Annotated in this window: 26 protein-coding genes; 4 read left to right on the forward strand and 22 right to left on the reverse strand. The window is 69.6% G+C overall.

From position 1 onward, the window contains the following. Window positions 1-34: 34 nt before the first annotated feature. The 5 genes from OG555_RS07150 to OG555_RS07170 form a co-directional block, all read right to left on the reverse strand. Complete coding sequence (locus OG555_RS07150) at window positions 35-1,171, reverse strand: isopentenyl transferase family protein (protein WP_329482030.1); 1,137 nt, start codon at window positions 1,169-1,171, stop codon at window positions 35-37. A 20-nt stretch (window positions 1,172-1,191) separates the two neighbouring features. Then, entirely contained in the window at window positions 1,192-1,380 is a 189-nt protein-coding gene (gene bsaP / locus OG555_RS07155) for a biotin synthase auxiliary protein BsaP (RefSeq protein WP_329482031.1), read from the reverse strand. After that, window positions 1,377-2,372, reverse strand: a complete 996-nt coding sequence (gene bioB / locus OG555_RS07160) for a biotin synthase BioB (protein ID WP_329482032.1) — start codon at window positions 2,370-2,372, stop codon at window positions 1,377-1,379. Before bioB ends, bsaP begins: the two co-directional genes overlap by 4 nt. A 689-nt stretch (window positions 2,373-3,061) precedes the next feature. Continuing rightward, on the reverse strand, window positions 3,062-4,771 hold the full coding sequence (locus OG555_RS07165) for a GMC family oxidoreductase (RefSeq protein WP_329482033.1): 1,710 nt from the start codon (window positions 4,769-4,771) through the stop codon (window positions 3,062-3,064). Further along, window positions 4,768-6,360: a succinic semialdehyde dehydrogenase gene (locus OG555_RS07170; protein ID WP_329482034.1), complete on the reverse strand. Its 1,593-nt coding sequence runs from the start codon at window positions 6,358-6,360 to the stop codon at window positions 4,768-4,770. Before OG555_RS07170 ends, OG555_RS07165 begins: the two co-directional genes overlap by 4 nt. A 125-nt stretch (window positions 6,361-6,485) precedes the next feature. Between OG555_RS07170 and OG555_RS07175 the strand changes: the two genes are divergently transcribed. Both OG555_RS07175 and OG555_RS07180 read left to right on the forward strand, forming a co-directional pair. Further along, a complete protein-coding gene (locus OG555_RS07175) occupies window positions 6,486-7,937 on the forward strand; it encodes a hypothetical protein (RefSeq protein WP_329482035.1) in 1,452 nt (483 codons plus the stop codon). A 46-nt stretch (window positions 7,938-7,983) separates the two neighbouring features. Continuing rightward, window positions 7,984-8,544 (forward strand): TIGR03086 family metal-binding protein, encoded by a 561-nt coding sequence (locus OG555_RS07180; protein ID WP_329482036.1) that lies wholly within the window; start codon window positions 7,984-7,986, stop codon window positions 8,542-8,544. Here the strand turns inward: OG555_RS07180 and OG555_RS07185 are convergent. The 9 genes from OG555_RS07185 to groES form a co-directional block, all read right to left on the reverse strand. After that, entirely contained in the window at window positions 8,541-8,942 is a 402-nt protein-coding gene (locus tag OG555_RS07185) for a hypothetical protein (RefSeq protein WP_328526220.1), read from the reverse strand. The genes OG555_RS07180 and OG555_RS07185 overlap by 4 nt on opposite strands. Window positions 8,943-8,964: 22 nt before the next feature. Next, the gene (locus tag OG555_RS07190) at window positions 8,965-9,690 is read right to left on the reverse strand and encodes an alpha/beta fold hydrolase (RefSeq protein ID WP_329482037.1); all 726 of its coding nucleotides are present in this window, start codon (window positions 9,688-9,690) and stop codon (window positions 8,965-8,967) included. Further along, on the reverse strand, window positions 9,687-10,793 hold the full coding sequence (locus OG555_RS07195) for a GuaB3 family IMP dehydrogenase-related protein (RefSeq protein WP_329482038.1): 1,107 nt from the start codon (window positions 10,791-10,793) through the stop codon (window positions 9,687-9,689). The genes OG555_RS07190 and OG555_RS07195 overlap by 4 nt, the downstream gene beginning before the upstream one ends. Window positions 10,794-10,822: 29 nt before the next feature. Then, window positions 10,823-12,334 (reverse strand): IMP dehydrogenase, encoded by a 1,512-nt coding sequence (gene guaB, locus OG555_RS07200; RefSeq protein WP_329482039.1) that lies wholly within the window; start codon window positions 12,332-12,334, stop codon window positions 10,823-10,825. A 152-nt stretch (window positions 12,335-12,486) separates the two neighbouring features. Beyond that, window positions 12,487-13,854: a hypothetical protein gene (locus tag OG555_RS07205; RefSeq protein WP_329482040.1), complete on the reverse strand. Its 1,368-nt coding sequence runs from the start codon at window positions 13,852-13,854 to the stop codon at window positions 12,487-12,489. Next, on the reverse strand, window positions 13,847-14,458 hold the full coding sequence (shbA, locus tag OG555_RS07210) for an RNA polymerase sigma factor ShbA (RefSeq protein WP_405069224.1): 612 nt from the start codon (window positions 14,456-14,458) through the stop codon (window positions 13,847-13,849). Before shbA ends, OG555_RS07205 begins: the two co-directional genes overlap by 8 nt. A 187-nt stretch (window positions 14,459-14,645) precedes the next feature. Continuing rightward, the gene (locus OG555_RS07215) at window positions 14,646-15,101 is read right to left on the reverse strand and encodes a GNAT family N-acetyltransferase (RefSeq protein ID WP_329482041.1); all 456 of its coding nucleotides are present in this window, start codon (window positions 15,099-15,101) and stop codon (window positions 14,646-14,648) included. A 109-nt stretch (window positions 15,102-15,210) separates the two neighbouring features. Then, window positions 15,211-16,830: a chaperonin GroEL gene (gene groL / locus OG555_RS07220; protein ID WP_329482042.1), complete on the reverse strand. Its 1,620-nt coding sequence runs from the start codon at window positions 16,828-16,830 to the stop codon at window positions 15,211-15,213. Between the two features lie 181 nt (window positions 16,831-17,011). Next, window positions 17,012-17,308, reverse strand: a complete 297-nt coding sequence (groES, locus tag OG555_RS07225) for a co-chaperone GroES (RefSeq protein WP_130384566.1) — start codon at window positions 17,306-17,308, stop codon at window positions 17,012-17,014. Between the two features lie 573 nt (window positions 17,309-17,881). Between groES and OG555_RS07230 the strand changes: the two genes are divergently transcribed. After that, complete coding sequence (locus tag OG555_RS07230; RefSeq protein WP_329482043.1) at window positions 17,882-18,202, forward strand: peptidoglycan-binding domain-containing protein; 321 nt, start codon at window positions 17,882-17,884, stop codon at window positions 18,200-18,202. A gap of 9 nt (window positions 18,203-18,211) precedes the next feature. Continuing rightward, on the forward strand, window positions 18,212-19,372 hold the full coding sequence (locus tag OG555_RS07235) for a class I SAM-dependent methyltransferase (protein WP_329482044.1): 1,161 nt from the start codon (window positions 18,212-18,214) through the stop codon (window positions 19,370-19,372). A 309-nt stretch (window positions 19,373-19,681) separates the two neighbouring features. Here the strand turns inward: OG555_RS07235 and OG555_RS07240 are convergent, their stop codons facing one another. From OG555_RS07240 to alr, 8 genes are read right to left on the reverse strand one after another with little or no spacing between them, the layout of a single operon-like run. After that, a complete protein-coding gene (locus OG555_RS07240) occupies window positions 19,682-20,404 on the reverse strand; it encodes an alpha/beta hydrolase (protein WP_329482045.1) in 723 nt (240 codons plus the stop codon). Between the two features lie 20 nt (window positions 20,405-20,424). Continuing rightward, window positions 20,425-20,874 (reverse strand): GNAT family N-acetyltransferase, encoded by a 450-nt coding sequence (locus OG555_RS07245; RefSeq protein WP_329482046.1) that lies wholly within the window; start codon window positions 20,872-20,874, stop codon window positions 20,425-20,427. Further along, window positions 20,871-21,917 (reverse strand): tRNA (adenosine(37)-N6)-threonylcarbamoyltransferase complex transferase subunit TsaD, encoded by a 1,047-nt coding sequence (gene tsaD / locus OG555_RS07250; RefSeq protein ID WP_328526931.1) that lies wholly within the window; start codon window positions 21,915-21,917, stop codon window positions 20,871-20,873. The genes OG555_RS07245 and tsaD overlap by 4 nt, the downstream gene beginning before the upstream one ends. Window positions 21,918-21,934: 17 nt before the next feature. After that, complete coding sequence (locus OG555_RS07255) at window positions 21,935-22,384, reverse strand: GNAT family N-acetyltransferase (protein ID WP_329482047.1); 450 nt, start codon at window positions 22,382-22,384, stop codon at window positions 21,935-21,937. After that, window positions 22,381-23,046, reverse strand: coding sequence for a tRNA (adenosine(37)-N6)-threonylcarbamoyltransferase complex dimerization subunit type 1 TsaB (gene tsaB / locus OG555_RS07260; RefSeq protein ID WP_329482048.1), 666 nt, complete (start codon window positions 23,044-23,046; stop codon window positions 22,381-22,383). The genes OG555_RS07255 and tsaB overlap by 4 nt, the downstream gene beginning before the upstream one ends. Window position 23,047: 1 nt before the next feature. Next, window positions 23,048-23,974, reverse strand: a complete 927-nt coding sequence (gene tsaE / locus OG555_RS07265) for a tRNA (adenosine(37)-N6)-threonylcarbamoyltransferase complex ATPase subunit type 1 TsaE (protein WP_329482049.1) — start codon at window positions 23,972-23,974, stop codon at window positions 23,048-23,050. After that, on the reverse strand, window positions 23,971-25,089 hold the full coding sequence (locus tag OG555_RS07270) for an alpha/beta fold hydrolase (RefSeq protein WP_329482050.1): 1,119 nt from the start codon (window positions 25,087-25,089) through the stop codon (window positions 23,971-23,973). The genes tsaE and OG555_RS07270 overlap by 4 nt, the downstream gene beginning before the upstream one ends. 6 nt (window positions 25,090-25,095) lie before the next feature. Next, the gene (alr, locus tag OG555_RS07275; RefSeq protein ID WP_329482051.1) at window positions 25,096-26,271 is read right to left on the reverse strand and encodes an alanine racemase; all 1,176 of its coding nucleotides are present in this window, start codon (window positions 26,269-26,271) and stop codon (window positions 25,096-25,098) included. Between the last annotated feature and the right edge of the window lie 10 nt (window positions 26,272-26,281).

Genomic DNA, 26,281 nt, shown 5'->3' on the forward strand with positions numbered 1-26,281 from the left:
TTGGCCGCTTCCAAGGCGGCTCGCACTCTGAGGTCTACCGTCGGCGCGAGCCGGGCGTTCCCTGCCGGGACCGGGCGTCGCCACCGGAGCGACCCGACCCTTCGGACCGCTTCCCGCCCGAGCGTTGGCCGCCCGGGCGACCGCCATCTGACCGATCCCCGCCTGAAGACTTGCCTCCCGGGGCGGTAGCCCTGACCGGACCGGCTGCGAGGGCGGCTGTCACGGCGGCGAACGCGTCGATGGCACCGCGGACCGGCTTGATGCCCGTGAGTTTCGGGATCGCCGCGCGCTGGCGCCGGGTGTGGGTGCGGATGCGCTCGACCACCCGATCGCGGACCTCGGCCAGGTCTTCCGCCGTGAGGTTCTCGACCGGTCGGCCGCGTTCCAGGGCGACGTCGAACCATTCGGTGTAGCCGTGGGTGTGGACGACCTGGTTCGGCGACTTCTGGCCGAGACGGCCGTACTGCGCCAGGACGTCGTACCGCTCGTCGAGGCCGAGGACCTCGTCCCGCAGCCCGCGGCGGACCTGCTCGTCGTACGTCGCCGCTACCCGACGATCGATGTCCGTGGCCGGACGGTCCACCGCGAGCACGACCTGCCGGGCTGCGACCGGCGACTCGGCGCGGTCGGGATCGTTGCCCATGGCATGCGCTAGTGCGTTGACGATGGCGTCGTAGTTGTTCGCGTGGATCTTCCCGGCTGCCTTCGGGTCCAGGCGGGACAGGACGGCGTACGCGTCCTCGGCCATGCTGCGCGGGAAGTCGCGGCGGACCGCGTTCCGCGCCTCGGCGACCGCGTCCACCTCCCAGCCCTCGAGCAGGGAACGCACGTAGACACTGGTGCCGCCGACGACCACCGGCACACCACCGGACGCCCAACTGGCGTCCATGTGCTGCCGTGCCTCGGCCACGAACGTCTCCAGCCCGAGCTTCCGCACCGGCTCGGTGACGTCGATCATCGTGTGGCGGATGCCGCGCATCTCCTCCGGCGTGGTCTTGCTGGTCCCGATGTCCATGTACCGGTACACCTGGCGCGAGTCGGCCGACACGACGATCGGCTCGAGTCCGAGTTCGTCCCGGATCCGCAGACACAGGTCGACCGACACCGCGGTCTTCCCGGCCGAGGTCGGTCCGTAGAGAGCGACCAGCAGGCGAGGTACGGCGTCGGACATGCCTCAAACCCTAGTCGAGGTCAGTGAGACGCCAGCTCACCGTGGACCGAGCAGCGGGCCGACCAGCCCATCGGATGGACCTGGACGACCATCCGGCGCCGGCACTCGGCGCAGTACCTCGGCGGCTCGAGCGCCAACGCCTGACGGCACCGGTCGTGATCGCCGTCGGCCAACTCCCGGCCGCAGTGGCCGCAGTAGACCTCGGTCACAACGTCTTCTGCAGCTCTTTGACCGGCATCTTCAACTCGGCCAGCAGGTCGAGGTCCGCGGTCGCCGGGCGCCCGAGTGTGGTGAGGTAGTTGCCGACGATGACGGCGTTGATCCCGCCGAGCAGGCCCTCGCGCGTGCCGAGGTCGCCCAGGGTCAGCTCGCGGCCGCCGGCGTACCGCAGGACGGTCCGGGGCATCGCGAGCCGGAACGCGGCGATGGTCCGCAGCGCGTCCTTGCCGGCCATGATCTCCAGGTCGCCGAACGGCGTACCCGGGCGTGGGTTGAGGAAGTTCAGCGGGACCTCGTGCGGGTCGAGCTCGGCCAGCTGCGCGGCCAGCTCGGCGCGCTGCTCCAGCGACTCGCCCATCCCGACCAGACCGCCGCAGCACAGTTCCATCCCGGAGTCGCGCACCATCAGGCAGGTGTCCCAGCGCTCCTCGAAAGAGTGCGTGGTGACGACGTCGCCGAAGTACGAGCGGGCCGACTCGAGGTTGTGGTTGTAGCGGTGCACGCCCATCGCCTTGAGCTCGTCGACCTGCTCCTGTGTGAGCATGCCGAGCGAGCAGGCGATGTTGATGTCGACCTCGGCGTTGATCGCCTCGATGCCGGCCTTCACCTGCGACATCAGCCGCTGGTCCGGACCGCGGACGGCGGCGACGATGCAGAACTCGGTCGCGCCGGTCTTCGCGGTCTCCTTGGCCGCCTCCACCAGCTCCGGGATGTTCAGCCAGACGGAGCGCACCGGCGAGGTGAACTGGCCGGACTGGGAGCAGAAGTGACAGTCCTCCGGGCAGCCGCCGGTCTTCAGCGAGATGATCCCCTCGACCTCGACCTCCTCGCCGCACCACTTCACCCGCACCTCGTGGGCGAGTGCGAGCAACTCGGGCAGCAACTCGTCGGGTGAACGGAGAACCTCGACCAGCTGCTCCTGGCTCAGGCCGACGCCCTGTTCCAGAACCTGCTCACGTGCCACGCCCAGGATGTCGCTCATGGTTCTCCTGCCTCATCGAACGGTCGGCTCACAGTAAGACAGCCGGGTACGGCGTCTCTGCGGCGGGCGTCACGTGAAACACCCGGGAGCGACCTGCTCCAGCGACTCTCTGCCACCCCCGGAGAAGTTTTGGATTTTCTCTGGAACCTCGTAACCCCCCGTAGATGGGCTCGTTGATGTGTGCAGAGGCGGTTACCGCAAGGAAGACCGCCACCCGGTTACAAGGAGCGACGAATAGCTGATCATTACGATCAGCACGCAGAGTGGTCACAACCACTCGCAAGGACTCGAAACTCCGGAAATCGGATGTAAGGTAGTAACCAAGAGCTCGGGTCGCCAGCCATGGTTGGTGACCCGATCCCAAAGCGCCGGGCGCCTCACCCCGGCTTGAGTGGGTCCCTCGGGAAGCGATTTGGGCGGAAACGCTCCCGAGGGACCTGCTCCCTTTTCCAGGCCTTTTGGAAGACCAGCGGTGCAAACCTCGACTCCGGCGCGGAGTTGAGGTTTTTTCATTTGCCACTACCGGTCTTAGTCACCACTGGAGGGTTGGGACACCCCCTGGGGAGCTGCGACAGGAAATAACGTGTTCCAGGTCCCGAGTTCCTGTCCAAGGCCACGAGAATGGCCCACTCGGGAAGCCGGTCAGGACGCGGCGGGATTACGCCGGCAGGTTGAGTGTCCTGGTTGTGTTACGGCTCCGTCACAGACTGTTTCGGGATGATCGGGATGATCGGGAGGCGGAGGGCTCCGGGCGCGTCGGCCGGTACGACGGGGTGCGCCGGCTTCACCGGCTGGATCCGCTGGTACGCCGATCCGAGCGCCGGGCGGACGTCGTCCGCACCCTTGTTCGGCCAGAACGCGAGCGCCCGCTCGGCCTGGGCCGTGATGGTCAGCGCCGGGTTGACGCCGAGGTTCGCCGAGATCGCGGACCCGTCCAGGATGTGCAGGCCGTCGTACCCGTAGACCCGGTGGTACGGATCGACAACGCCGGTCTCGGGTGAGTCGCCGATCGCGCAGCCGCCGATGAAGTGCGCCGTCATCGGCACGTTGAACGGCTCCCCGATCGTCCCGCCCGGGGTCCCGTTCATCAGCTTCGCCATCCGGCGGACCACCTGGTTCGCGACCGGGATCCAGGCCGGGTTCGGGGCGCCGTGGCCCTGCTTCGAGGTCAGCCGCCAGCGTCCGAGCCGGTCCCGCTTGCCGAACGTCGTGATCGAGTTGTCCGCGGTCTGCATCACCAGCGCGATCACGGTCCGCTCGGACCAGTGCTTCAGGTCGTACAAGCGGCGGATGTTCTTCCGCTGCACGCGGAGCTCACGCAACCAGGTCCGCCACCGCGGCTTGTCCCCTTCGCCGTCGGTCAGCACGGTCTGCAGCAGCGACATCACGTTGCTGCCCTTGCCGTACCGGACCGGCTCGATGTGGGTGATGTCGTCCGGGTGGAACGACGACGTGATCGCGACCCCACGGCTGTAGTCGACGTCGCGGTCTCGCGAGATCGCGCCCAGCAACGACTCCGAGTTCGTCCGGGTCAGCACGCCGAGCCGGTCGGACAGTCGGGGCAGTTTGCCCTCGTCCCGGAGCCGGTGCAGGAGCTTCGCCGTACCCAACGCCGAGGCAGCGAAGACGACCTGGCCTGCGGTGAACCGCCGCGTGCTCTTCCGATCCGAGGTACGCCGGGTGTCCACGGCGTACCCGCCGTCCCGCAGCGGCTCCACCGAGGTCACCGTGGTCATCGGGAAGACCTGTGCGCCGGCCTGCTCGGCCAGGAAGAGGTAGTTCTTCGTCAGCGTGTTCTTCGCGTTGTGCCGGCAGCCGGTCATGCACTCGCCGCAGTCGATACAGCCGGTACGACGCGGGCCCGCGCCACCGAAGTACGGATCGTCGGCCTCGACACCTGGCTCACCGAAGAAGACGCCGACCGGGGTCGGGTGGAACGTCTCCCCCACGCCCATGTCATCGGCGACCTGCTTCATCACCTGGTCCGCGGGCGTGAAGCCCGGGTACGTGGTGACGCCGAGCATCCGCTTCGCCTGGTCGTAGTACGGCGCGAGCTCGTCCTTCCAGTCGGTGATGTGCGCCCACTGGCGGTCGGTGTAGAACGCGGGCAGCGGCTCGTAGAGGGTGTTCGCGTAGACCAGACTGCCGCCGCCGACTCCGGCGCCCGACAGGATGATCACGTCGCGCAGCGCGCTGATCCGCTGGATGCCGTACCAGCCGAGCTTCGGCGCGAACAGGAACCGCTTGGTATCCCAGGAGTTCTTCGCGAACCCGGCGTCGTCGAACCGCGCGCCCGCCTCCAGGACAGCGACCTTGTAGCCCTTCTCGGTCAGCCGCAATGCGCTGACACTGCCACCGAAGCCAGAGCCGACGATCACGACGTCATAGTCGAAAATCATGCGCGGCCCAGCTTCTTGAGGATCCGCAGTGCGCCGGTCATCAGTTCGGCGTACGTCTCGTCGGACAGGCCGTGTGAGGCCGCGATCGGCAGTAGCCGCTGGGTCGCGATCGCCTGCGGATCGACGTACCGGCGGATGCCTTCGGCGCCCTGGCGGCGGCCGAGCCCGGACGCTCGCATGCCACCCATCGGGGTGTCGATCGATCCGAACGTCGCCCCGTAGCCCTCGTTGACGTTGACCGTGCCGGCCACCAGTTGCGCGGCGATCGCCCGGCCGCGGCGGCCGTCCCGGGTCCAGACGCTCGCGTTGAGGCCGTACTCGCCCTCGTTCGCCCGCTGGATCGCCTCGGACTCGTCGGAGAACCGGTAGATCGACACGACCGGCCCGAAGGTCTCGTTGTCGAAGCACTCCATCGCCGGCGTCACCCCGGACAGCACGGTCGGCTCGTAGAACAGCGGGCCGATGTCCGGCCGGGCCTTGCCGCCGACGAGCACTGTGGCGCCCTTCGCCCGCGCGTCGTCGACGTGCCGGGACACGGTCTCCAGCTGGGCCTTCGAGATCAGCGAACCCATGTCCACGTCCCAGCCGGTCCCGGCGGAGAGCCGGATCTTCTTCACCCGGTCCACGAACGCCGTGACGAACGCGTCGTACACCTGGTCGGCCACGTAGAGCCGCTCCATCGAGACGCACAGCTGGCCGGCGCTCGCGAAGCAGGCCCGGACAGCGCCCTCGGCGGCGCGGTGGATGTCGGCGTCGCGGAGGACGAGCATCGGGTTCTTGCCGCCGAGCTCGAGGCTGCAGCCGATCAGCCGCTCGCCGGCCTGCCTGGCGACCAGCCGGCCGGTCCTGGTCGAGCCGGTGAAGCAGATGTAGTCGGCGTTCTGGATCAGGGCGCCGCCGACGGTCGGGCCGTCGCCGTTCACCGGCTGCCACGCGTCCCGCGGCAGGCCCGCGTCGTACAGCAGCTCGATCGCCCGGAGCGCGGTCAGCGGGGTCTGGCTGTCCGGCTTGTGCACGATCGTGTTGCCGGCCAGCACCGCGGGCAGACCGTCGGCCATCGCCATGCTGAGCGGGTAGTTCCACGGCGAGATGACGCCGACGACGCCCTTCGGCACGAACCGCTGCTCGGCCCGGGTGAGGATCGGGAAGATGCCCAGCTTGCGCTGCGGCTCGAGCAGCTCGGCGGCCTTGCGGCCGTAGTAGCGGGCGGTCAGCGCGACGTGCGCGACCTCCTCGAACGCCTGCTTGCGGGCTTTGCCCGACTCCCGGATGACCAGGTCGACCAGCTCGTGGCGGTGATCCAGGACGAGGTCGTGGTAGCGCAGCAGGATCGCGGCCCGCTCGGCGAGCGGCACCCGGCGCCAGGTCTGCTGGGTCCTGCGGGCCGTCCGGATCGCGGCGATCACGTCGTCCGGGCTGGACACCGGCAGGTCCGCGATCGGCTGACCGGTCGCCGGCGCGTACGACGTCCGCGTGCCGGCCGTCGCCCGCAGCAGCCCCGAGAGCCGCCGGATGACCGACTGATCGGTCGCGTACGACGCGGTCGGATCGAGCTCGGGGTCAGCCGGAATCGAGGTCTGCTCGCTCATTCATCCAGGCTACCTGCCGGTAATAGCCATGTCAGCAGTGCAACTCGGTCGTGTCAGGACTGAGAGTTCCGAGCGTTTGACCACTAAGCTGATCGGCTGAACCTGCGAAGGGGTGGAACGTCGAGATGGTGGACAGCGGGGGGCTTTGGACGCCTCCTGAGGACGAGCTCGGTGAGGCGCTGCAAACAGCCCAGGTGCTGATCGAGGAAGGCCGTGCCGACGAGGCCGGGCCGTACCAGCAACGCGTGATCGAGCTGGCCAGGGAACGGGCCGAAGGGCACCCGAACCACTACGAGGCCAAGCACCTGATCGCCGCGACCCAGTACGAGCTGGCCGGCTCGCTGAACGCGTCCGGCCGGCACGAGGAAGCGCTGGCCGCGCTGCACGAGGCTCAACTCGCCTACACCGAGCTCAGTGACGCCGGCGTGCTCGTCGTGACCTCGTTCCTGGCCGACATCCGGGCCCGGCGGGCGATGACCCAGGCGCATCGCGGTCACGGCGCGACCGCCGTACTCGAGATGGACGGCGCGGTGATCGCGTACGGCCAGCTCGTCGGCGGCGTCGACGGATTGAAGCACCAACCGGATTTCGCCCGGGTGCTCGCGATGAATGCGCTCATCCTGCGGCGGTACGGCGATCCCGCGCTGGCGGTGGCGTCCGCGGACGCGGCGACCCAGCTGTTCCTGCAGCTGGCCGACCAGATCAACGAGAGCCCGCAGTCACTCTCGTACGCGCGCTATCTGTGTACGGCGACCGCCGTGTCGGCCGACGTCCATGCCGCCGAGGGCCGGCTCGACCTCGCGCTGGAAGCCGACGAGATCGGGCTGACGACGGCCGACACGCTCGCCGACTCGGACTCCGCGACCGACATGCGCACGCTGGTCGCGGCGCTGACCAGGAAGGGCAAGCACCTCGGCGTCGTCGGCCGGCTGATGGAGAGCGAGGCCTGCCTGCGGACGGCGTTCGACACCGACCCGGAGACGGCGACCCGGGTGACCGAGGAGCTGGACCGGGGTCTGCCACTCACATTGGTCGCTGCGCTGGAGAGCGCGGAGATCAAGCTCGGTCCGTTCGAGCAGTACCACCGGCTGCTGGCGCTGAGCGAGCCCGCGCCGGGGATGACGCTGGCGACCGTGTCCGGCCGGACCGACCCCGAGTCGGCGGCCGTCCGGGCGACCGAGCTGGCCGAGCTGATCCGGCCGTTGTTACTGCAGGACGTGGACACCGCGCTGACGCTGGGCCTGGAGGCGCACTACCTGTTCGCGATCTCGTCCGAGCGGGAGTCGCACCGGATGCGGTATGAGACGAGCACCTACGTGCCGATCTGGGCCCAGCTGCTGCTCGAGATCTCGGAGGCGTACTACCAGGCCGGGCGGACCGACATCGCCCTCGACCTGGGCGGCTGGTGCGCTGAGGTCGCGACCGCGCTGATCCCCTTCACCGACGACGACAAGGTGATGAAGGATCTGGCCGGGTCCTGCTACCGCCACCACGGCGACCTGCTTGCTGCCAGCGGTGACCTGACGGCCTCGCAGCAAGCGCACGAGGCCGCCGAGCAACTCCAGCTCGGCCGTTGACGCGCTGCCCCCGCGGGCGGACGCTGACGCTGAGAGGGGGAAGGTCATGGACGCGGTGGAACTGCACAACCGGACGGTCGGCAACTTCGCCCAGCTGGTCAGCGAGGTCGGCCCAGGCCAGTGGTCGGGCCGGACGCCGTGCGCGGACTGGGACGTCCGCACGCTGGTGAACCACGTGGTCGGCGAGGAACGCTGGACCGTGCCGCTGATGGCGGGCCGGACGATCGCGGAGGTCGGCACGTCGCTGGACGGGGATCTGCTCGGCGACGATCCCATCGGCGCGGCCACCGCGGCGGCAAGCGCCGCGCAGGCGGCGGCCGGCGAGCCGATCGCCACGGTGCATCTGTCGTACGGCGACGAGGACGCGAGCGAATATCTGCGGCAACTGTCCGCCGATCACCTCGTGCACGGGTGGGATCTGGCGGCCGCGATCGGCGCCGACCCCCGGATGGAGCCCGAACTGGTCAGCGAAGTGGCCGGCTGGTTCGCGCAACGCGAGGACACCTACCGGTCGTTCGGCATGATCGGCGACCGGCTCGGAGGGTTCGCCGACCCGGCGGACGCACTCCTCGGTGCCTTCGGCCGGGATCCGGCCTGGAAGCCCTAGGAGTCCTGCAGGTCGGTCCGCAGGGCACCGACGAACAGCCCCGCCTCGGCTTCGGTCATGCCGGTTTCGGAAACCACCAGGGCGGTCGCCTGGTGGAGTTCGCCGGCGGACTTGAGGGCCCGGGTGCGCTCGGCCAGGTTGGTGCCGGGTCGCCGGACCAGCGGCGTACCGGTGGTCGGCGGGACGTAGCGGCCGAGCCGGATGTCGTCGACGAGTTCCTTGGCCGGCTTGAGGGCGAGACCGGTGCGGTCGCGGATCAGCTTCACCGCGTGCACGGTCTTCTTGGTGGTGATCAGGAACCGCACCTGGTCCACGTCATCGGGGGACAGTCTGGCCCGCGCTGCGGCGAGGGCAACATTGTCCGTGTCCTGGCTGCTCTGTCGGCTGAACAATCCCATGCGGCAATCCTTCCAGAACCACTCAACCAGTGAGGACTCGACGCACGTCGTCCCACGCGAGCGCGCCCAGCTCACGATCGGCCTCGGGCGAACCACCGCGCGCCATCCGCTGCCCGGCGGTCTTGGGCTGCTCACCGGGGAGTACGACGCGGTGCCCGGCCTCGGGCAACGTCACCAGCTGGGTCTCCAGAGCACCGCGCGACGTGACGATCCGCTCGGCGAACTCCACCGCGGGCCAGACCTTGTCGTCACCGCCCGCCACCAGCAGCACCTGGCGGATGCGTTCCACCGGGATCCGGGCCAGCTCGGCGTACGCGTCGTCGTACACCTCGAGGCTCTGCCGGTACCACCCGGTGTAGCTCGGCGGGTCGTCGTCCGCCTGCCAGTCCGGGTCGAACGGCACGAACGGCAGCGGTTCGCCGTGCCACGTCCAGGCCGACCGCTGGCGCCCGTCCTCGACGAACCGGCCCCACACGTAGGCGCTCGGAGCGAAGGCGACCACCGCGTCCACGCGCTCGTCGAGCGCACCGAGCAACAGCGCGGCCTCAGCGCCCCACGAGCTGCCCATCACCACCAGACGATCGGTGCGCTCCGCGAGCTCGTCCAGCGGGAACGACTCCAGTGGCACCTCGCTGCCCACGGTCCACCGCGGCGCCAGTACGTCGTACCCCTCGGCCTCGAGGATCCGGGCGCGCTCGAAGTCCGGCGTACCGCTGGATCCGTGCAGGAGCAGGACGCCCGTCCTCACCCGACGACGACCTCGACCCGCTGGAACTCCTTGAGCTCCGTGTAGCCGGTGGTGGCCATCGCGCGCTTGAGGGCGCCGACCAGGTTCATCGTGCCGTCCGGGACCCAGGACGGGCCGAACAGGATCTGCTCGAGTGTCCCGGTGACGCCGACCTCGACCCGCTCACCGCGCGGTAGGTCCGCGTGCCAGGCCTCGGCACCCCAGTGGTACCCGCCGCCCGGCGCGTCGCTCGCGCGGGCCAGCGGCGAACCGACCATCACCGCGTCCGCGCCGCACGCGACCGCCTTCGCCACGTCGCCGGACCGCCCGACCGAGCCGTCCGCGATCACGTGCACATAGCGACCGCCGGACTCGTCCATGTAGTCCCGCCGCGCCGCAGCCACGTCGGCCACCGCCGACGCCATCGGCACCGCGACGCCGAGCACCTTCCGCGTCGTGTGCGCCGCGCCACCGCCGAAGCCGACGAGTACTCCCGCCGCACCGGTCCGCATCAGGTGCAGCGCGGCCTGGTGTGTCGCGCACCCGCCGACGATCACCGGTACGTCGAGGTCGTAGATGAACTGCTTCAGGTTCAGCGGCTCGGCCTGACCGGACACGTGCTCGGCGGAGACCGTCGTACCGCGGATGACGAACAGGTCGACGCCCGCGTCCACGACATGCTTGGCGAACTGCTTGGTCCGCTGGGGTGACAACGCACCGGCGACCGTGACACCGGAGTCGCGGATCTCCTGCACCCGCTGGGAGAGCAGCTCGGGCTTGATCGGCGCCGAGTAGATCTCCTGGAGCCGGTGCGTCGCCTGCTCGCGGGTGATCGAGGTGATCTCCTCGAGCAGGCTGGTCGGATCCTCGTACCGGGTCCAGAGACCTTCGAGGTTGAGCACGCCGAGACCGCCGGCCTTACCGATCGCGATCGCGGTGGCCGGTGACATCACCGAGTCCATCGGCGCGGCCAGGATCGGCAGCTCGAACCGGTACGCGTCGATCTGCCAGGCGACCGAGACCTCCTCGGGGTCACGCGTCCGGCGCGACGGCACGATCGCGATGTCGTCGAACGCGTACGCCTGCCGGCCCCGCTTGGCGCGGCCGATCTCGATCTCGGTCATCTGGTGTTCCTTACCGGTTACAGGCGGTGTCAGCGGCCGGAGTAGTTCGGCGCCTCGACCGTCATCTGGATGTCGTGCGGGTGGGACTCCTGCAGGCCGGCGGAGGTGATGCGGACGAACCGGCCCTTCTCCTGCAGTTCGGGGACGGTCCGGGAGCCGCAGTACCACATGGACTGGCGCAGACCGCCGATCAGTTGGTGCGCGACCGCGCTGAGCGGGCCCCGGTACGGGACCTGGCCCTCGACGCCCTCGGCGATGAGCTTCTCGTCGCTGCCGACGTCGCTCTGGAAGTAGCGGTCCTTGGAGTACGACTTGCGCAGGCCGCCGGACTGCATCGCGCCGAGCGAGCCCATCCCGCGATAGGCCTTGAACTGCTTGCCGTTGATGAACACGAGGTCGCCCGGCGACTCCTCGCAGCCGGCCAGCAGCGACCCGAGCATCACGGTGTCCGCACCGGCCACGAGCGCCTTGGCGATGTCACCGGAGTACTGCAGGCCGCCGTCGCCGATCACCGGCACACCGGCCGGCTTGCAGGCCAGGGACGCCTCGTAGATCGCGGTGACCTGCGGTACGCCGACGCCGGAGACGACCCGCGTCGTACAGATCGAGCCCGGGCCGACGCCGACCTTGACGCCGTCCGCGCCCGCGTCGACCAGTGCCTGGGCGCCGGCGCGGGTCCCGACGTTGCCGCCGACGACGTCGACGCCACGGGTGGCCGGGTCGGCCTTGAGCTTGCGGATGATCTCCAGCTGGGCCTGGGAGTGACCGTGTGCGGTATCCACCACGAGCACGTCGACGCCGGCCTCGACCAGCGTCATCGCCCGCTTGTAGGCCTCACCGAAGAAGCCGATCGCGCCACCCACCCGCAGCCGTCCGGTGCCGTCCTTGGTGGACAGCGGGAACTGGTCGCGCTTGACGAAGTCCTTCAGCGTGATCAGGCCGGTGAGCTTGCCGGCCTCGTCGACCAGCGGCAGCTTCTCGACCTTGTGCTTGCTCAGCAGTGCCATCGCGTCGTCGGCGGCGATGCCCTGCCTGCCGGTGATCAGCGGCTGCCTGGTCATCACTTCGCGCACCGGGCGGGACATGTCGTTCTCGAACCGCATGTCGCGGTTCGTCACGATGCCGACCAGGACGCCGGCGTTGTCGACTACGGGGACGCCGGAGATCCGGTACTGCGCGCAGAGCGCGTCGGCCTCGCCGATGCTGGCGTCCGGGCCGATGGTGATCGGCTGCGCGATCATGCCGGACTCCGACCGCTTGACCAGGTCGACCTGCTGGGCCTGGTCCTCGATCGAGAGGTTGCGGTGGAGGACGCCGAGGCCGCCCTGGCGGGCCATCGCGATCGCCATCCGGGCCTCGGTGACGGTATCCATCGCGCTGGACAGCAGCGGAATGTTCACCTCGATGTTGCGGCTGACCCGGGACCGCGTGTTGGCCTCGGACGGGATGACGTCGGATTCGTTCGGCTGCAGGAGAACGTCGTCGAAGGTGAGCCCGAGGACGGCGAACTTGTCCGGAACTCCAGTGGGTGTGATGTCCATGGGTAAAACAAGCACCTTTACACGGCGAGAACGGAACCCCATCCTATCCGCGCCCGCTCAGGCTCCCGAACCGCCCGTCCACAGGGCCGCTTCGGCCGGGCCTGTGTCCGGCCGGGACCCGGCGCGCCGGCTGGTGAGCCGGCGCGGCGGGGTCACTGGAGCGGCGCGTTGACGACGTCGAGGATCTGCAGTACGTCGGCGTCGGCGGTCGAGCCGTGCGCGCGGGCGATGGCCGCGTGCTTGCCCTCGGCGTACAGGCCGGTGGAGTGCTGGCCGGTCGGGTAGACCATCCGGACCGAACCGGTGGCGGTCTGCCCGCTCGAGTGCTTGCCGGCCGCCTGAACGCTGTCGCCGAAGGACTGCTCGGCGGTCTCGTTCTCGAGTGCAGCCCCGGTCGCTGACGGCAGGATCGGCGCGACGGCCTTCTCGACCAGGTCGGCCAGCGGGTTAGGAGCGTCGACCGACGGAGCGTCGACCGACGGCGCCTCGACCAACGGTGCACTGAGCGACGGCGCACCGAGCGACGGCAACTCAACCGACGGCACATCGACCGACGGCACATCGACCGGAGGCACGACGACTGGCGGCGTGTCATTCGGCTGCGTGGTGCCGGTTTCCGAGCCGGTGGTGTCGCCACTCGGTGTGGTCGTCGGGTTTCCGGTGCCGGTCTGGCCGTTGTCGGGGTTTGTCGGTGGCGCCGTGGTCGGGTCCTGGGTCGGGTCCGTAGGCGGCGCAGTCGTCGGGTCCGTGGTCGGCGGTTGGGTCGTCGGATCCGTCGTGGCCGGCGGCGCCGTCGGGTCAGTCGCCGGCGGGTCGGTCGGCTGGGTAGCCGGCGGATCGGTCGGGTTGGACGTCGTGGTGTCGTCGGTCTTCTCCGGCGCCTTGGTCGTCTCCGCGGCGGGCGGGTCGACCTGCGTCACCGTCGGCTGCTCGATGATCTTCGGGAGCGCCCGCTGCAGCACGTCCGGCGTATCCGTCGGCAGCACGGCGGCCGGCGGAATCGGCTCCTCCCGGACCACCCGGTCCTCGGCCGCGACCTTCGCTTCCTGCCGCTGCTTGTAGTCCTTGGCGACCTTGACGATCTTGGTCTTGTCGACCACCGGCATGCCGTCGAGCTGTTCCTTCGGGAAGCTGGTCTGCGGGCGGACCGCGTCGACCATCTTCTCGATGACCTTCTCGTACGGCGACAGCGGGTCGCCGTTGACCGCGGCGGCCACCCCGGAGACCGACAGCGCGGCCACCGCGGCGACACCCAGCGCCAGACCGCGCGCCGCCACCTTGCGGGCGAACGGGTCCGTGATCGGGTTCAGCGCGGCGCAACGCGCCAGGAAGCTCTCCGGATCGTCGATCGTCTCCACGGGGAGTTCGTCTTCGACCTCCACCGCCAGCCGCAGCTCGGCCAGCAGCGCAACGGCCGGGTCATGCTCCCCCGCGCTCCGCGCGGACTCCCCACCAGCGGCCAGCAGGTCGAGCAGTGCGTCATCGGCGTCGATCGCGTCCAGGTCGAAACGGTCAGCCATGATGCCCCTCCCCTGCTCCTCGTCCCTCATGCCCCACATACCCCCTGAGCGTGTTCAACGCTCGATGCTGTGCGACCCTCACCGCCCCCGGTGTCATCCCCAGTGCCCGGCCGGTCTCCTCGGCTGACATCCCAGCTACCACGCGAAGCCGCAGGATCTCCCGCAGCTTCTCGGGCAGTTTGTCCAGCAATCCCATGATGTGCTGGACCTCCGAGCTCCGGACCGCGTGCTCCTCCGGAGTCGGCGACTCGTCCGCGCCGTCCGGCAGGTCCGGCGTCGAAACGTCGGCCACTGCGAACGCACGCTGGGCATCGGCGACCTTGCGGGCCGCGATGCCGTAGACGAAAGCCTCGAAAGGCCTCCCCTCGTCACGGTATCGGCCCAGCGCGCCGAACACCGCGACACAGACTTCCTGCGCGACGTCGTCGACCATGTCCGCGCCGCCGGGATAGGTCCACAAACGGGACCGTACGTATCGGTGCGCGACGGCGCGCACCCTGGTGAGCAGGTCGTTGAGAGCTGTGCGGTCCCCGTCGCCGGCCAGCGCGGCAAGATCCCTGAGCTCGACCCGATCGTGGGTGTGCGGTACTTGGACCTCAGTCACCCCTCGCCCCCTCGTGTCGGACCGGTCAGCCTGAAAGATGATATGGCTCTCACCTCTCGTTGCCTAGTGGCAATTCGTGAGCATTTTCAGATTTTGATCACGATCTGTCACTACTCGCCCGTACGGTACTCGGACCGGAGAATCAAGGTCCGACTTTGAGATGGCGGGCCATCGCCCCGTGAGACGGTCAGCGCGGTGCGTCGAAGTGGAGGACCGCCGATGCGTGGTCGCCGCCCCAGTCGATCGGGGTCCGGCCGGTCTCCCGCCAGCCCGCACGCCGGTACATGGTGACGGCCGCACCGCGGTTGTCGACGACCTCGAGCGACAGCTTCCGCCCGAGCTCGGCGGCGGTCTTGACGCAGTGGTCCAGGAGTTGCCGGCCGATGCCCGCACAGGTCGCCTTCGGGTCCACGAACAGCCGCTCCACGGACGCTCCGTCAGCCCCGTTGGCCGTCAGTGCCACGTGCCCAGCGACCCGGCCGTTGCTCTCAGCAACCCAGCAGCCGAGCCCGTCATCCGGTGTCAGCCACTTGCGCGCGTCCTCAGGCCAATTGATCGGATACCCCGCCAGCTCGTGCACGTCCCACAGCAGGCCGGCGCAGACGTCCAGGTCCCCGTCAGCACGTTCACGAATCGTCGCCACGACATCATCCCACCAGATCGCCGCGGCGCCGCACCTACCGCCCCGAACAGAACACCGCCCGGCGGGTCCGAAGACCTGCCGGGCGGTGCTGTTCGTTCAGACCTGAGGATCAGTGGCCGTGACCGTGGCCGTGACCGGCTGCGGCGGGCTCCTCTTCCTCGGGCTTGTCGACCACCAGGGTCTCAGTGGTGAGCAGCAGCGCCGCGATCGAGCCGGCGTTGGCGAGCGCGGACCGGGTCACCTTGACCGGGTCCAGCACGCCCTGGGCCAGCAGGTCGCCGTACTCGCCGGTGGCGGCGTTGAATCCGCTGCCGACCTCCAGCTCCGCAACCTTCGCGGTCACCACGTAGCCCTCGTAGCCGCCGTTCTCGGCGATCCAGCGCAGCGGCTCGACGATGGCCTTGCGGACGATCCGGACTCCGGCGAGCTCGTCGCCGTCGAGGTCCAGGCCGTTCTCCAGCACCGAGGCGGCGTGGACGAGAGCGGAGCCGCCACCGGCGACGATGCCCTCCTCGATCGCCGCACGGGTCGCCGACACGGCGTCCTCGATGCGGTGCTTCTTCTCCTTCAGCTCGACCTCGGTGGCCGCGCCGACCTTGATCACGCAGACGCCACCGGCCAGCTTGGCCAGCCGCTCCTGCAGCTTCTCCCGGTCCCAGTCGGAATCGGTGCGCTCGATCTCGGCCTTGATCTGGTTCACCCGGGCCTCGATGTCGTCGGACTTGCCGGCGCCCTCGACCACGGTGGTGTTGTCCTTGGTGACCACGATCCGGCGGGCGGTGCCGAGCACCTCGAGACCGACCTGGTCCAGCTTGAGGCCGACCTCGGGGGCGACGACCTGCGCGCCGGTGAGCGCGGCCAGGTCCTCCAGCATCGCCTTGCGGCGGTCACCGAAGCCCGGCGCCTTGACGGCGACGGAGGTGAAGTTGCCGCGGATCTTGTTCACCACCAGGGTGGACAGCGCCTCGGCCTCGACGTCCTCGGAGATGATCAGCAGCGTCTTGCCGGACTGCACGACCTTCTCCAGCAGCGGCAGCAGGTCCGCGATCGCGGAGATCTTGCCCTGGTTGATCAGGATGTACGGGTCCTCCAGCACCGCTTCGCCGGCCTCGGCGTCGGTGATGAAGTACGGCGAGATGTAGCCCTTGTCGAACTGCATGCCCTCGGTGAACTCGAGTTCGGTACCGAAGGTGTTCGACTCCTCGACGGTGATCACACCGTCCTTGCCGACCTTGTCGAACGCGTCCGCGATCAGGGTGCCGATCTCGGCGTCCCGGGCGGAGATGGTGGCGACGTGGGCCATGTCGCCCTTGTCGTCCACCGGCCGGGCGGTCTCGATCAGCTTGGCCGACACGGCCTCGATGGCCGCCTCGATGCCCTTCTTCAGGCCCATCGGGTTGACCCCGGCGGCGACGGCCCGCAGGCCCTCGTGCACCAGTGCCTGCGCCAGCACCGTCGCGGTGGTGGTGCCGTCACCGGCGATGTCGTTGGTCTTGGTGGCGACCTCCTTGGCCAGCTGCGCACCAAGGTTCTCGAACGGGTCGTCCAGCTCGACCTCACGGGCGACGGTGACACCGTCGTTGGTGATGGTCGGGGCGCCCCACTTCTTGTCCAGGACGACGTAGCGGCCCTTGGGCCCCAGCGTCACCTTCACCGTGTTCGCGAGCTTGTCGACGCCACGCTCCAGCGCGCGCCGCGCGTTCTCGTCGAACTCGAGGATCTTCGGCATGGAAAAAACCAGTCCCTCTCTGAATGTCTTCGTTAGCAGTTCGGATCCGGTCCCGCTGTTTCAGACCGACTCCGCCCCGGCACCGGTCGTCGGCACCAGGGCGGTGTCAGTCAGGAACAGCGGGCAGGGCGTGGAACGTCCCGGCGGGTCCGCCGGGGCGCGGGCCCACGCCCTGGGGTCGTCACTTGCTGACGACTGCGAGGATGTCGCGGGCGCCCAGGATCAGGTAGTCCTGGCCGTCGTACTTGACCTCGGTGCCGCCGTACTTGGAGTAGATGACCTTGTCACCGACGGCGACGTCCAGCGGGACGCGGTTGCCGTTGTCGTCGATCCGGCCCGGGCCGACAGCGAGGATCTCGCCCTCCTGCGGCTTCTCCTTGGCGGTGTCCGGGATCACCAGGCCGGACTTCGTGGTCTGCTCGGCTTCGAGCGGCGCGACGAGGACACGGTCCTCGAGCGGCTTGATCGTGACCGACACTTGCTGACCTCCACGGTCGATTTGCTTGTCAGTGGTTCAGACTGGTCGCGCTCCCCTGCCGTCGCGGGGGTCAGAGGCCGGACCGCTGGCACCCTCGGGTGGAGAGTGCCAACACCGAATCTAGGCCGCGATTAGCACTCGGTCAACTCGAGTGCCAGACCTGATCCGGCAGCAACCTCCTGGCCGCATCCTGGCGGGTGACCGGTCAGGCACGGAATGTGGTCAAACGCTGGGCCTATCCGGGGTCGGCGTGCGACCGTTCTGTCAACGGCGCACCGCCCCGAGGAGAAGCCATGGCTATCAGCTTCCCGTCTCTGCCCAAGCTGTCCGGCCGTACTGTCGCGATCCTGGCCGGTCGGCGCGCTCGCTGTCGGAGTCGTCGCCGCCGGCGCCGCGAAGGACCAGCCCGCCAGCGCCGGTGCTCCAGCAGCCGGACCGGCACCACAGACTGCGGCAGACCAGGCGACGGATGCCGCCCGGACCTCCTCCGATACCGAAGCGAAGGCCGCGGCCGCCCTCCCGCAGTGCCGCGCGGCGCGGCTCGTACCGGTCAACCGCAGCTGGGGCATCCCGATGCCCTCGATCTACGGCAGCACCAGCACGACCTGCAACCTCATGTACGGCGACGACCCAAACCGCCGCTCGACCGTGTACGGCGACCCCGACACCGCAATCCGGGTCCTCCAGCGCAACCTGAACTTCTGCTACGGCTCCAAGCTCGCCGTCGACGGCATCTACGGCAGCAATACCCGCGCGGTGGTGAAACTCGTCCAGCGCAAGCACAAGCTCGTGGCGGACGGCATCTACGGCCCCAAGACCCGCTCCGCCATGAACTGGCGCCTCTATTCCTCCGCCACCCAAAGCTGGAGCAAAGGCTGCTCTAGCCCCCTCTAAGGTTGCGGGGTGACAGTCACCGCGTTGCTGGACGGGCCTGGCGCTGAGGTGCTCGCCGCTGCCTGCGCGGACTACCACCCCGGCCGCGAGCTCCAACTAGTCGAGAAGCTCCGGCGGCGGTACGACGCATCACTCGTGACTGCTGCCGTCACTCAGGCGTCGCTGCGCCACCGCGCCGTCGCCAAGTTCGGTGTCGATGCTGCGCGGATGTACTTCACGCCGGACGGTCTGGAGCAGGCGACCCGGACCACTGTCGGTTCACACCGTGCTGCACGCATCGCAATGACGTTGCCGGGTGCCAGCGTGGTCGACCTGGGCTGTGGCATCGGCGGCGATCTCATCAGCGCCGCCCGCGCCGGCCTACGAGTCACTGGTGTCGAACGCGATCCGGAGACCGCAGCCACGGCCCGCGCCAACCTGGCCGCTCTCGACCTGCCCGGTGAGGTTGTCCTCGGTGACGCCGAGTCGACTGAGCTCACGCCGTACGACGTGGTGTTCGCAGACCCGGCGCGGCGGGCGGATGGCCGGCGCGTATTCGACCACAACGCCTATTCGCCGCCATGGTCGTTTGTCACTGGGCTCCTGCAGCGGACTGCGTGTGTGAAGGTCGCACCGGGCATCCCGCATGACGCCGTACCCGATGGGGTCGAGGCGGAGTGGGTCAGCGACGCGGGTGAGGTGAAGGAGGCGGCGCTGTGGTCTGGCGCGCTGTACGCCGGGGTCGCGCGGCGGGCCACGCTTCTGCCCGCCGGCGTCAGCGTCAGCGAGGCACCAGACGCTGAGAGTGGTCCGGTGGGTCAGTACATCTACGAGCCCGACGGAGCCGTGGTGCGAGCTGGGCTGGTGACCGCTGTGGCTGCCGCGGTCGACGGGTGGTTGCTGGATCCGCGCATCGCCTACGTCACGGCACCGAAGCTCGTGCCGACCCCGCTGGCGTCGGTCTACGAGGTGGTGGAACAGCTGCCGTACAAGGAGAAGGCGCTGCGGTCGTGGGTTCGCGCACAGGACATCGGGACGCTGGAGATCAAGAAGCGCGGGGTGGATGTCGATCCGGCCCAGCTGCGGAAGAAGCTCGCTCCCAAGGGCTCCGCGACCGCGACGCTCATCATCACCCGGATCGGCCGGGACGCGGTCGCCTATTCCTGTCGTCGCATCGGACTTGCTTTCTGAGTGTATTCGAACATATGATCGACCTCGCGTGCGGGTCCCCGGATGACCTGCCGGTGGGCGAGGTGCTGCGTCCGCTGCCGCACTCGCCGGGGGCCCGCCACTAAGACTCGCCGTACGGAGTGAGGTGCCGTACGTCGACTGGGCGTCACGCGGGTGCAGTCAGGCGTTCATCTGGGTTTGGCAGGGTGGTGGGCAGAAACCGGTTGGCCGCTGACCGTTCACCTGGGGAGCAGGCGGCGCACAAGCCCCAGGTCTCTGCCCGCTGCCGTGCCCTTCCCCGCACTGCAGCCGCAGCACCGCGTTCGCAGCTCAGCCCGCCTGGAAGCGTGCCACCACCGGGAAGCGCAAGCGTGCTACCGCGATGGACCAGACCGCAGCCGGCACTGAAGACCTACGCCCGTACTCAGGCAGCGGCTCCGTATCCCCAGCAGCTGAAGGGGTTGTGGGCGACGGGGTGCTGAGAGCGCTTTGGGTGAACTCGGCTACCAGGGTGTTCCAGTCCGTGGGCCGGTGGAGCATGGTGTGGGTTTCTGCGGCGACCGAGTACACGGTGACCGCGGTGCCGGCGGCACGGAGACGGTTGGCGTATGCGGTGGTGGCGCGAGGGTCGGTGATGGTGTCGAGAGTGCCGTGGGCGAAGGTGACCGGCGCGCGGAGTGCGGTGAGTGGTTCGTCGTCGGGCAGCCACGGAGCCAAGGCCAGTACACCGGCGACCCGGGGATGATCGCCCGCGGCGACGACCGCGCGGCCGCCCATCGAGTGGCCGATCAGGACGACCCGCTGGATCACCGGAGGGAGCTCGTCGAGGACGGCCCGGAGATCCGCGGCGGAGTCGGCCGCGTCACCGTTCCAGCCCCGGTAGCGGTAGCGCAGCAGGCCGATCGCCGCAGTGGGGACGGCCGTGCGGGCCGCTGCCGCGAACGGCCACATGCGGATGAGGGCAGAATTCCAGAGGTACGGGCTCGCCTGTGAGTGCTCCATGCCGCCGTGCGCCAGTACGACGAGATCCGTCGCACCAGCCGGGTGCCACACCAGGTCCACCCCGGGGTGGATCACGGGTGGCCGTACAGGTCGGCGGCGTCGTGGCGGATGGCCATCATGCTGCTCGGGTCCGCGAGTTCGCTGAAGCCGTAGCTGCGGTACAGCTCGTGCGCATCCGCGGTCCCCAGCATGAAGCGCCGTACACCCTTCAGTTCCGGGTGGTCGACCAGCGTGGACACCACGAACCGGCCAAGTCCGCGCCCCCGCCACTCGTCCAGCACGAAGACGTCCGCGAGCCACGCGAACGTCGCCCGATCCGTCACCGCGCGAGCGAAGGCGACCATCGCGCCGTCGGCCGCGTACACACCCATGTTCAGCGAGCCCGCGATCGACCGCGCCACCACCTCACGCGGGATCCCCTTCGCCCAGTACGACGTACTCAGGAACCCCTGCACGACGTCGACGTCGATCCGCGAGACATCGTCGTCGGCCTCGAACCCGTCCGCCCCTGTCCACCTCACTTGTTCAGCACCTCCGTGATCGGCATCGACGAGTCGGCCGGCAGCCCCAGCGGCGACGGCGCCTTCCCGGCCCGGACGAGTTCCGAGCCGAGCGCCGCGACCATCGCGCCGTTGTCGGTGCACAACCCGGGCCGCGGCACGCGTACGGCGATACCCGCCGCAGTGCATCGCTCTTCGGCCATCGCGCGCAGCCGGGAGTTCGCCGCGACCCCGCCACCGATCAGCAAATGCTCGAACCCACGGTCCTTGCACGCGTCGATCGCCTTGCGGGTCAACACGTCACAGACCGCCTCCTGAAACGCCGCGGCGACGTGATTGACCGGCACGTCCTCACCGTCGCGACGCCGCGCCTCGACCCACCGCGCCACCGCCGTCTTCAGCCCGGAGAACGAGAAGTCGAACCGATGCCGTTCGAGATCCCGCTGCGACGTCAGCCCGCGCGGGAACGTCACGTACAGCCGGTCGCCGCCGTCCCGCGCCGCTTTGTCGACATAGGGACCGCCCGGGAACGGCAACCCCAGCACGCGAGCGACCTTGTCGAACGCCTCCCCCGCGGCGTCGTCGATGGTGCTCCCCATCGGCACCACGCCGTCGGTGATGTCCTCGACCGCGAGCAGCGACGAGTGCCCACCGGACACCAGCATCGCGACACAGCCCTTCGGCAGATCGCCGTGCTCCAAGGTGTCGACAGCCACGTGAGCGGCCAGGTGGTTCACGCCGTACAGAGGCTTGTCGAGCGACAGCGCGAGCCCCTTGGCCGCGGCCACTCCGACCAGCAACGCACCGGCGAGACCTGGTCCACTGGTGACCGCGACGGCGTCGACGTCGGCCGGCTTGATCCCCGCGGTCTCGCACGCCCGCCGGATGGTCGGGACCATCGCCTCGAGGTGCGCCCGGCTCGCCACCTCCGGTACGACGCCGCCGAACCGCGCGTGCTCCTCGACACTGGACGCGATCGCGTCGGCGAGCAGCGTCTGCCCGCGGACGATCCCGACCCCGGTCTCGTCACACGACGTCTCGATCCCCAGAATCAGGGGCTCCATGGTCACCGCATCTGAACTCACACCGTCTCCCGCCACCGCATGATCACCGCATCCTCGCCACCGGCGTAGTACCCACGCCGCCGGCTGATCTCCTCGAACCCGAAGCCCTCGTACAACCCCAGCGCCGAATCGTTGCCCGCAGCAACTTCCAGCAACACCGTCCGCCCGGCGCACCGTGCCAGCGCCGCGGTCATCAGCTGCCCGCCGATCCCGGTACGGCGCTCGGCCGGCGACACCGCGATCCGCAGCAACTCCACCACGTCCAGCGCGACCGGCGGCACCAGGAGTACGGCGTACCCGACCACGGAGCCCTCGTCCGCGACCAGGATCACCCGATCCTCGGACAGCCGGTCGAACTCGGTCGACCACGCGACCGTACTCCACGCCTCGGCGCCGAAGCACACCTCGTCCAACGCGACCAGCGCGGGCAGATCATCCGCCCCAGCCGCGCGAATTGCGGGTCTCACTTCGGCAGCACGCTCTTCGGGCCGGCGGACATCGTCACGTCCGGCCGGCGCAGGTACAGCGGGTCGGGCGCGACGACCTCGAGCGTCCCGGTCGCCACGCCGACGGCCAGCACCTCGGCCGACGGGTACTCGGCGACAGCGACATCGGAGACGCCGAGCGCGTCGGCGTACAGCACCGCACCGCGGCCGATCACCGGCAGGCCCGCCAGCACGTGCGCGACCTCGGCCGGACGATCCACCGCCGGCCCTTCGAGGCGACGACGGCTCCCGTCCGCGGCCGGGCCGTCGTACAACGCCCAGTAGATCTCCTTGCGCCGCGCGTCCGTCGCGACCGCCACGGGCAGGGTCAGCGACGACTGCCGCGCCAGGATGTCGAGGCTGCAGACCCCCGCGACCTCGATCCCGAGCACGTCGGCCATCGTCCGCGCGGTCACCAGCCCCACCCGCAATCCGGTGAACGGACCAGGCCCGACGCCGACCGCGATCCGGGTCAGGTCGCGCGGCGTCACGCCCGCGGTCGCGAAGGCGTCCGCGATCGCCGGGGCCAGCAACTCCCCGTGCCGCAAGGCATCGACGGTCGTGGACGAGGCGAGGATCTTGCCGTCGGGTGACGCCAGTGCGACGGTGACGGCAGCACTCGAGGTGTCGAAAGCAAGCAGCATCTCAGTTCTTCTCCAGCACAGATACGCGGACGCCGGACGCCGCCCAGCGCGGACCCACCGGGGTGATCCGCAGCTCGCGCGTCTCGTCGGTGTCGTCGTCGCCGCGGGTCACGACAATGTCCAGCCGGTCCGGCGCCAGCGCCTCGGCCAGGCCATGACCCCATTCGACCACGGTGACCGCGTCCTCCAGACTCGCGTCGAGGTCGAGGTCGTCCAGCTCGGCGAATCCACCGAGCCGATAGGCATCCACATGCACCAACGCCGGACCGCCGGCCAGTGACGGGTGCACCCGCGAGATCACGAACGTCGGCGACGTGATGGAACCGCGCACCTTCAGCCCCACGCCCAGCCCCTGCGTGAAGGTCGTCTTGCCGGCCCCCAGGTCACCGGACAGCACGAGTACGTCGCCCGCCCGCAACTGCCCCGCGAGCTCCTCGCCGATCGCCTGCATGTCGTCGGCAGTCGGCACGGTGAGCTCGAGCGGCATCGCCTTCGCGTAGATGAGGTTGTGGTCATGCTGCTCGACCACCGCGTACCCACGCCGCCGCCAGAACTCCACGGTGTCCGGCAACTCGACCCGCGCGATCAGGTTCACCCGGCTCACACCACGCCGTACGGCGGCCTCTTCGGCGCAACCCACCATCGCCGAGGCCACGCCGTGGCCCTGGTGGCGCGGGTCCACCGACACGCAGCGCAGGGTGAGTACGTCACCGGACTGCTTGAACAGCAACGCGCCGGCCGGCGCCCCGTCGATCAGCACGAGCAGTCCGCCGTGCTCCGCGATGGCGGCGGCCACCGTCGTGGGGTTCTCGGACAGTGCGGTGGCCGGCGGGTCGAGCACCCGGCGGGCGGAGAAGGCGTGGTGGATCACCGCCACGATCTGGTCGACGTGATCCGCCGTGGCGTCGACGACGTGCAGGTCGGTCATGTGTTTCCTAGGGATTGTTCGGCTCGTTCGATCATGCCGAGGAGGGCGGCGGTGTACTCGCGGTGGTGCTCGATCAGGCCCAGGTGGCCGCAGTTCTTCACCTCGACCAGCTCCGCGCCGGGCACCCGCCGGACGATCTCCTCCGCATGCGAGAACGGGGTCAGGTGGTCCTTGTCGCCCGCGATCACGACGCACTCCACCTTCTGCAGCGGCTCCAGGGAGTCGAACTTGTCGTGCAGCGCGAAGATCGGATAGAACTCCGCGATCACCTCGATCGGCGTGGCCGCGATCATCTCGTTGACGAACTCGGTGTACGCCGGCGGGACCTCGGAGCCGAACGAGTACTTCCGGGTCAGCAGGTAGCTGATGTCCGTCCCCGCCTTGCGGCTGCGCTCGACCACGTCCGGGATCCGCGCCAGCGCCGAGACCGTCGGGGTGGCGAGCGCCCGGGCCAGCATGCCCAGCTTGCCCGGGAACACGATCGGTACGTCGTCCAGCCCGCCCGCGCTGGTCGAGCACAGGCCGACGCCGATGACCCGGTCACCGAAGATCTCCGGATGCTGCTCGGCCAGCGCCATGATCGTCATACCGCCCATCGAGTGGCCGATCAGGATCACCGGCCCGGTCGGCGCGAACTCGGCCAGGATCCCGTACAGGTCCTGACCGAGTTGCTCGATGGTGACGTGGTCCTTGGGCGAGCGGCCGGACCGCCCGTGCGAGCGCTGGTCGTAGAACACCATCGTGCCGATGCCGGCCAGGTCGCGGCGCTCGAAGTGCCAGGAGTCCATGTTCAGCCCGTAGCCGTGGGCGAAGATCAGGGTCAGGTCCTCCGGCGGCAGCGGCAGCTTCTTGCCGAACCTGCGCTTCGGTGGAGGGGCCGGGCGGCGCGACCGCTTGAGCTCGTCGACCTCGACGTACAGCTCGACGCCGTCGTCGGCGGTGAAGACGTGCGGAGTGCCGCGCAGCGAACCGAACGGCTCGGCCTCCAACTGTGCACGCTGACCTGAACGCCGGCCGATCACCTGCCGCTCGACCGCGACCCCGGCCGCCGCTCCTGCGGCCAGCACGCCGACCGCGGCCCCGATCAGACCAGCAGTCCGTCCTGCTTTGGACATACCGGTCTACCTTTCGACGGGGGTGGTGTCAGAACTGTCGACGTACCGGCGGGGGATCCGGGCGCCCAGCCGGGTCACGATCTCGTAGTTGATGGTCCCGGCGACATCGGCCCAGTCGTCCGCCGTCGGCTCGCCGGTGGCCCCGGGGCCGAACAGCACCACCTCGTCGCCCGCGGCCGCCTGGTCGTCCTCGAGGTTGACCACACACTGATCCATGCAGATCCGTCCGACGATCGTCCGTCGCCTGCCACCCGCCTGGACCGGAGCACCATTGGACGCGTGCCGTGGCAGGCCGTCGCCGTACCCGAGCGGGATCAGCCCCAGCGTCGACGGCCGCGGCGCGGTCCAGGTCAGCCCGTAGGAGACGCCCGCCCCGGCCGGCACCCGCTTGACCATCGCGAACCGCGCCCGCAGCGTCATCGCCGGCCGCAACCCGAGCTCGGCCGAGGGCAGCGTGTGCCCGAACGGCGAGAGCCCGTACGTCGCCACCCCCGGGCGGACCAGGTTGAAGTGGGTCTCCGGCAGCGCCAGCGTGGCACCGGAGTTCGCCAGGTGCTTGAACTCGGCGTCGATGCCGAACGAGGCCGCAACGTCGATCGCCTCGGTGAACGTCGCGAGCTGGGATTCGTTGACCGGGCTCTTCGGCTCGTCCGACGACGCCAGATGCGACCAGATGCCCTTGACCTCGATCCGGCCGGTCGCCTGTGCCCGCGCCGCGGCCCGGATCAGCGCCGGCCACTCCTCGGGTACGGCGCCGCCGCGGCTCATCCCGGTGTCGATCTTCAGGTGCACCCGGGCCGGCCGGTCCGCCACGCCGGCGACCAGTTCGTCGATCTCCCAGGGCGCGCCCGCGGACAGATCGATGCCGGCGGCAATCGCGTCGGCCAGCGGCTCGCCGGGCGTGGTCAGCCAGCAGAAGATCGGCCCGGTGTCGCCCGCGTCACGCAGCGCGAGCGCCTCCTCGAGGACGGCGGCGCCGATCCAGTCGGCGCCGGCCTCGCGGGCGGCCCGGGCGACCGGGACCATTCCGTGCCCGTATCCGTCGGCCTTGACGACCGTCATCAGCTGCGCGCCGGCGGCACGGGCACGCAGCGTAGCCACGTTGTGCCGGATCGCGGCCAGGTCGACGACGGCCTCGGCGCGGACCGGGCGGTCGCCGCTAGGTGACTGGAGGGTAGACATAGCCCCTCCA

The sequence above is a fragment of the Kribbella sp. NBC_01484 genome (assembly GCF_036227145.1).
Taxonomy (GTDB): Bacteria; Actinomycetota; Actinomycetes; order Propionibacteriales; family Kribbellaceae; genus Kribbella.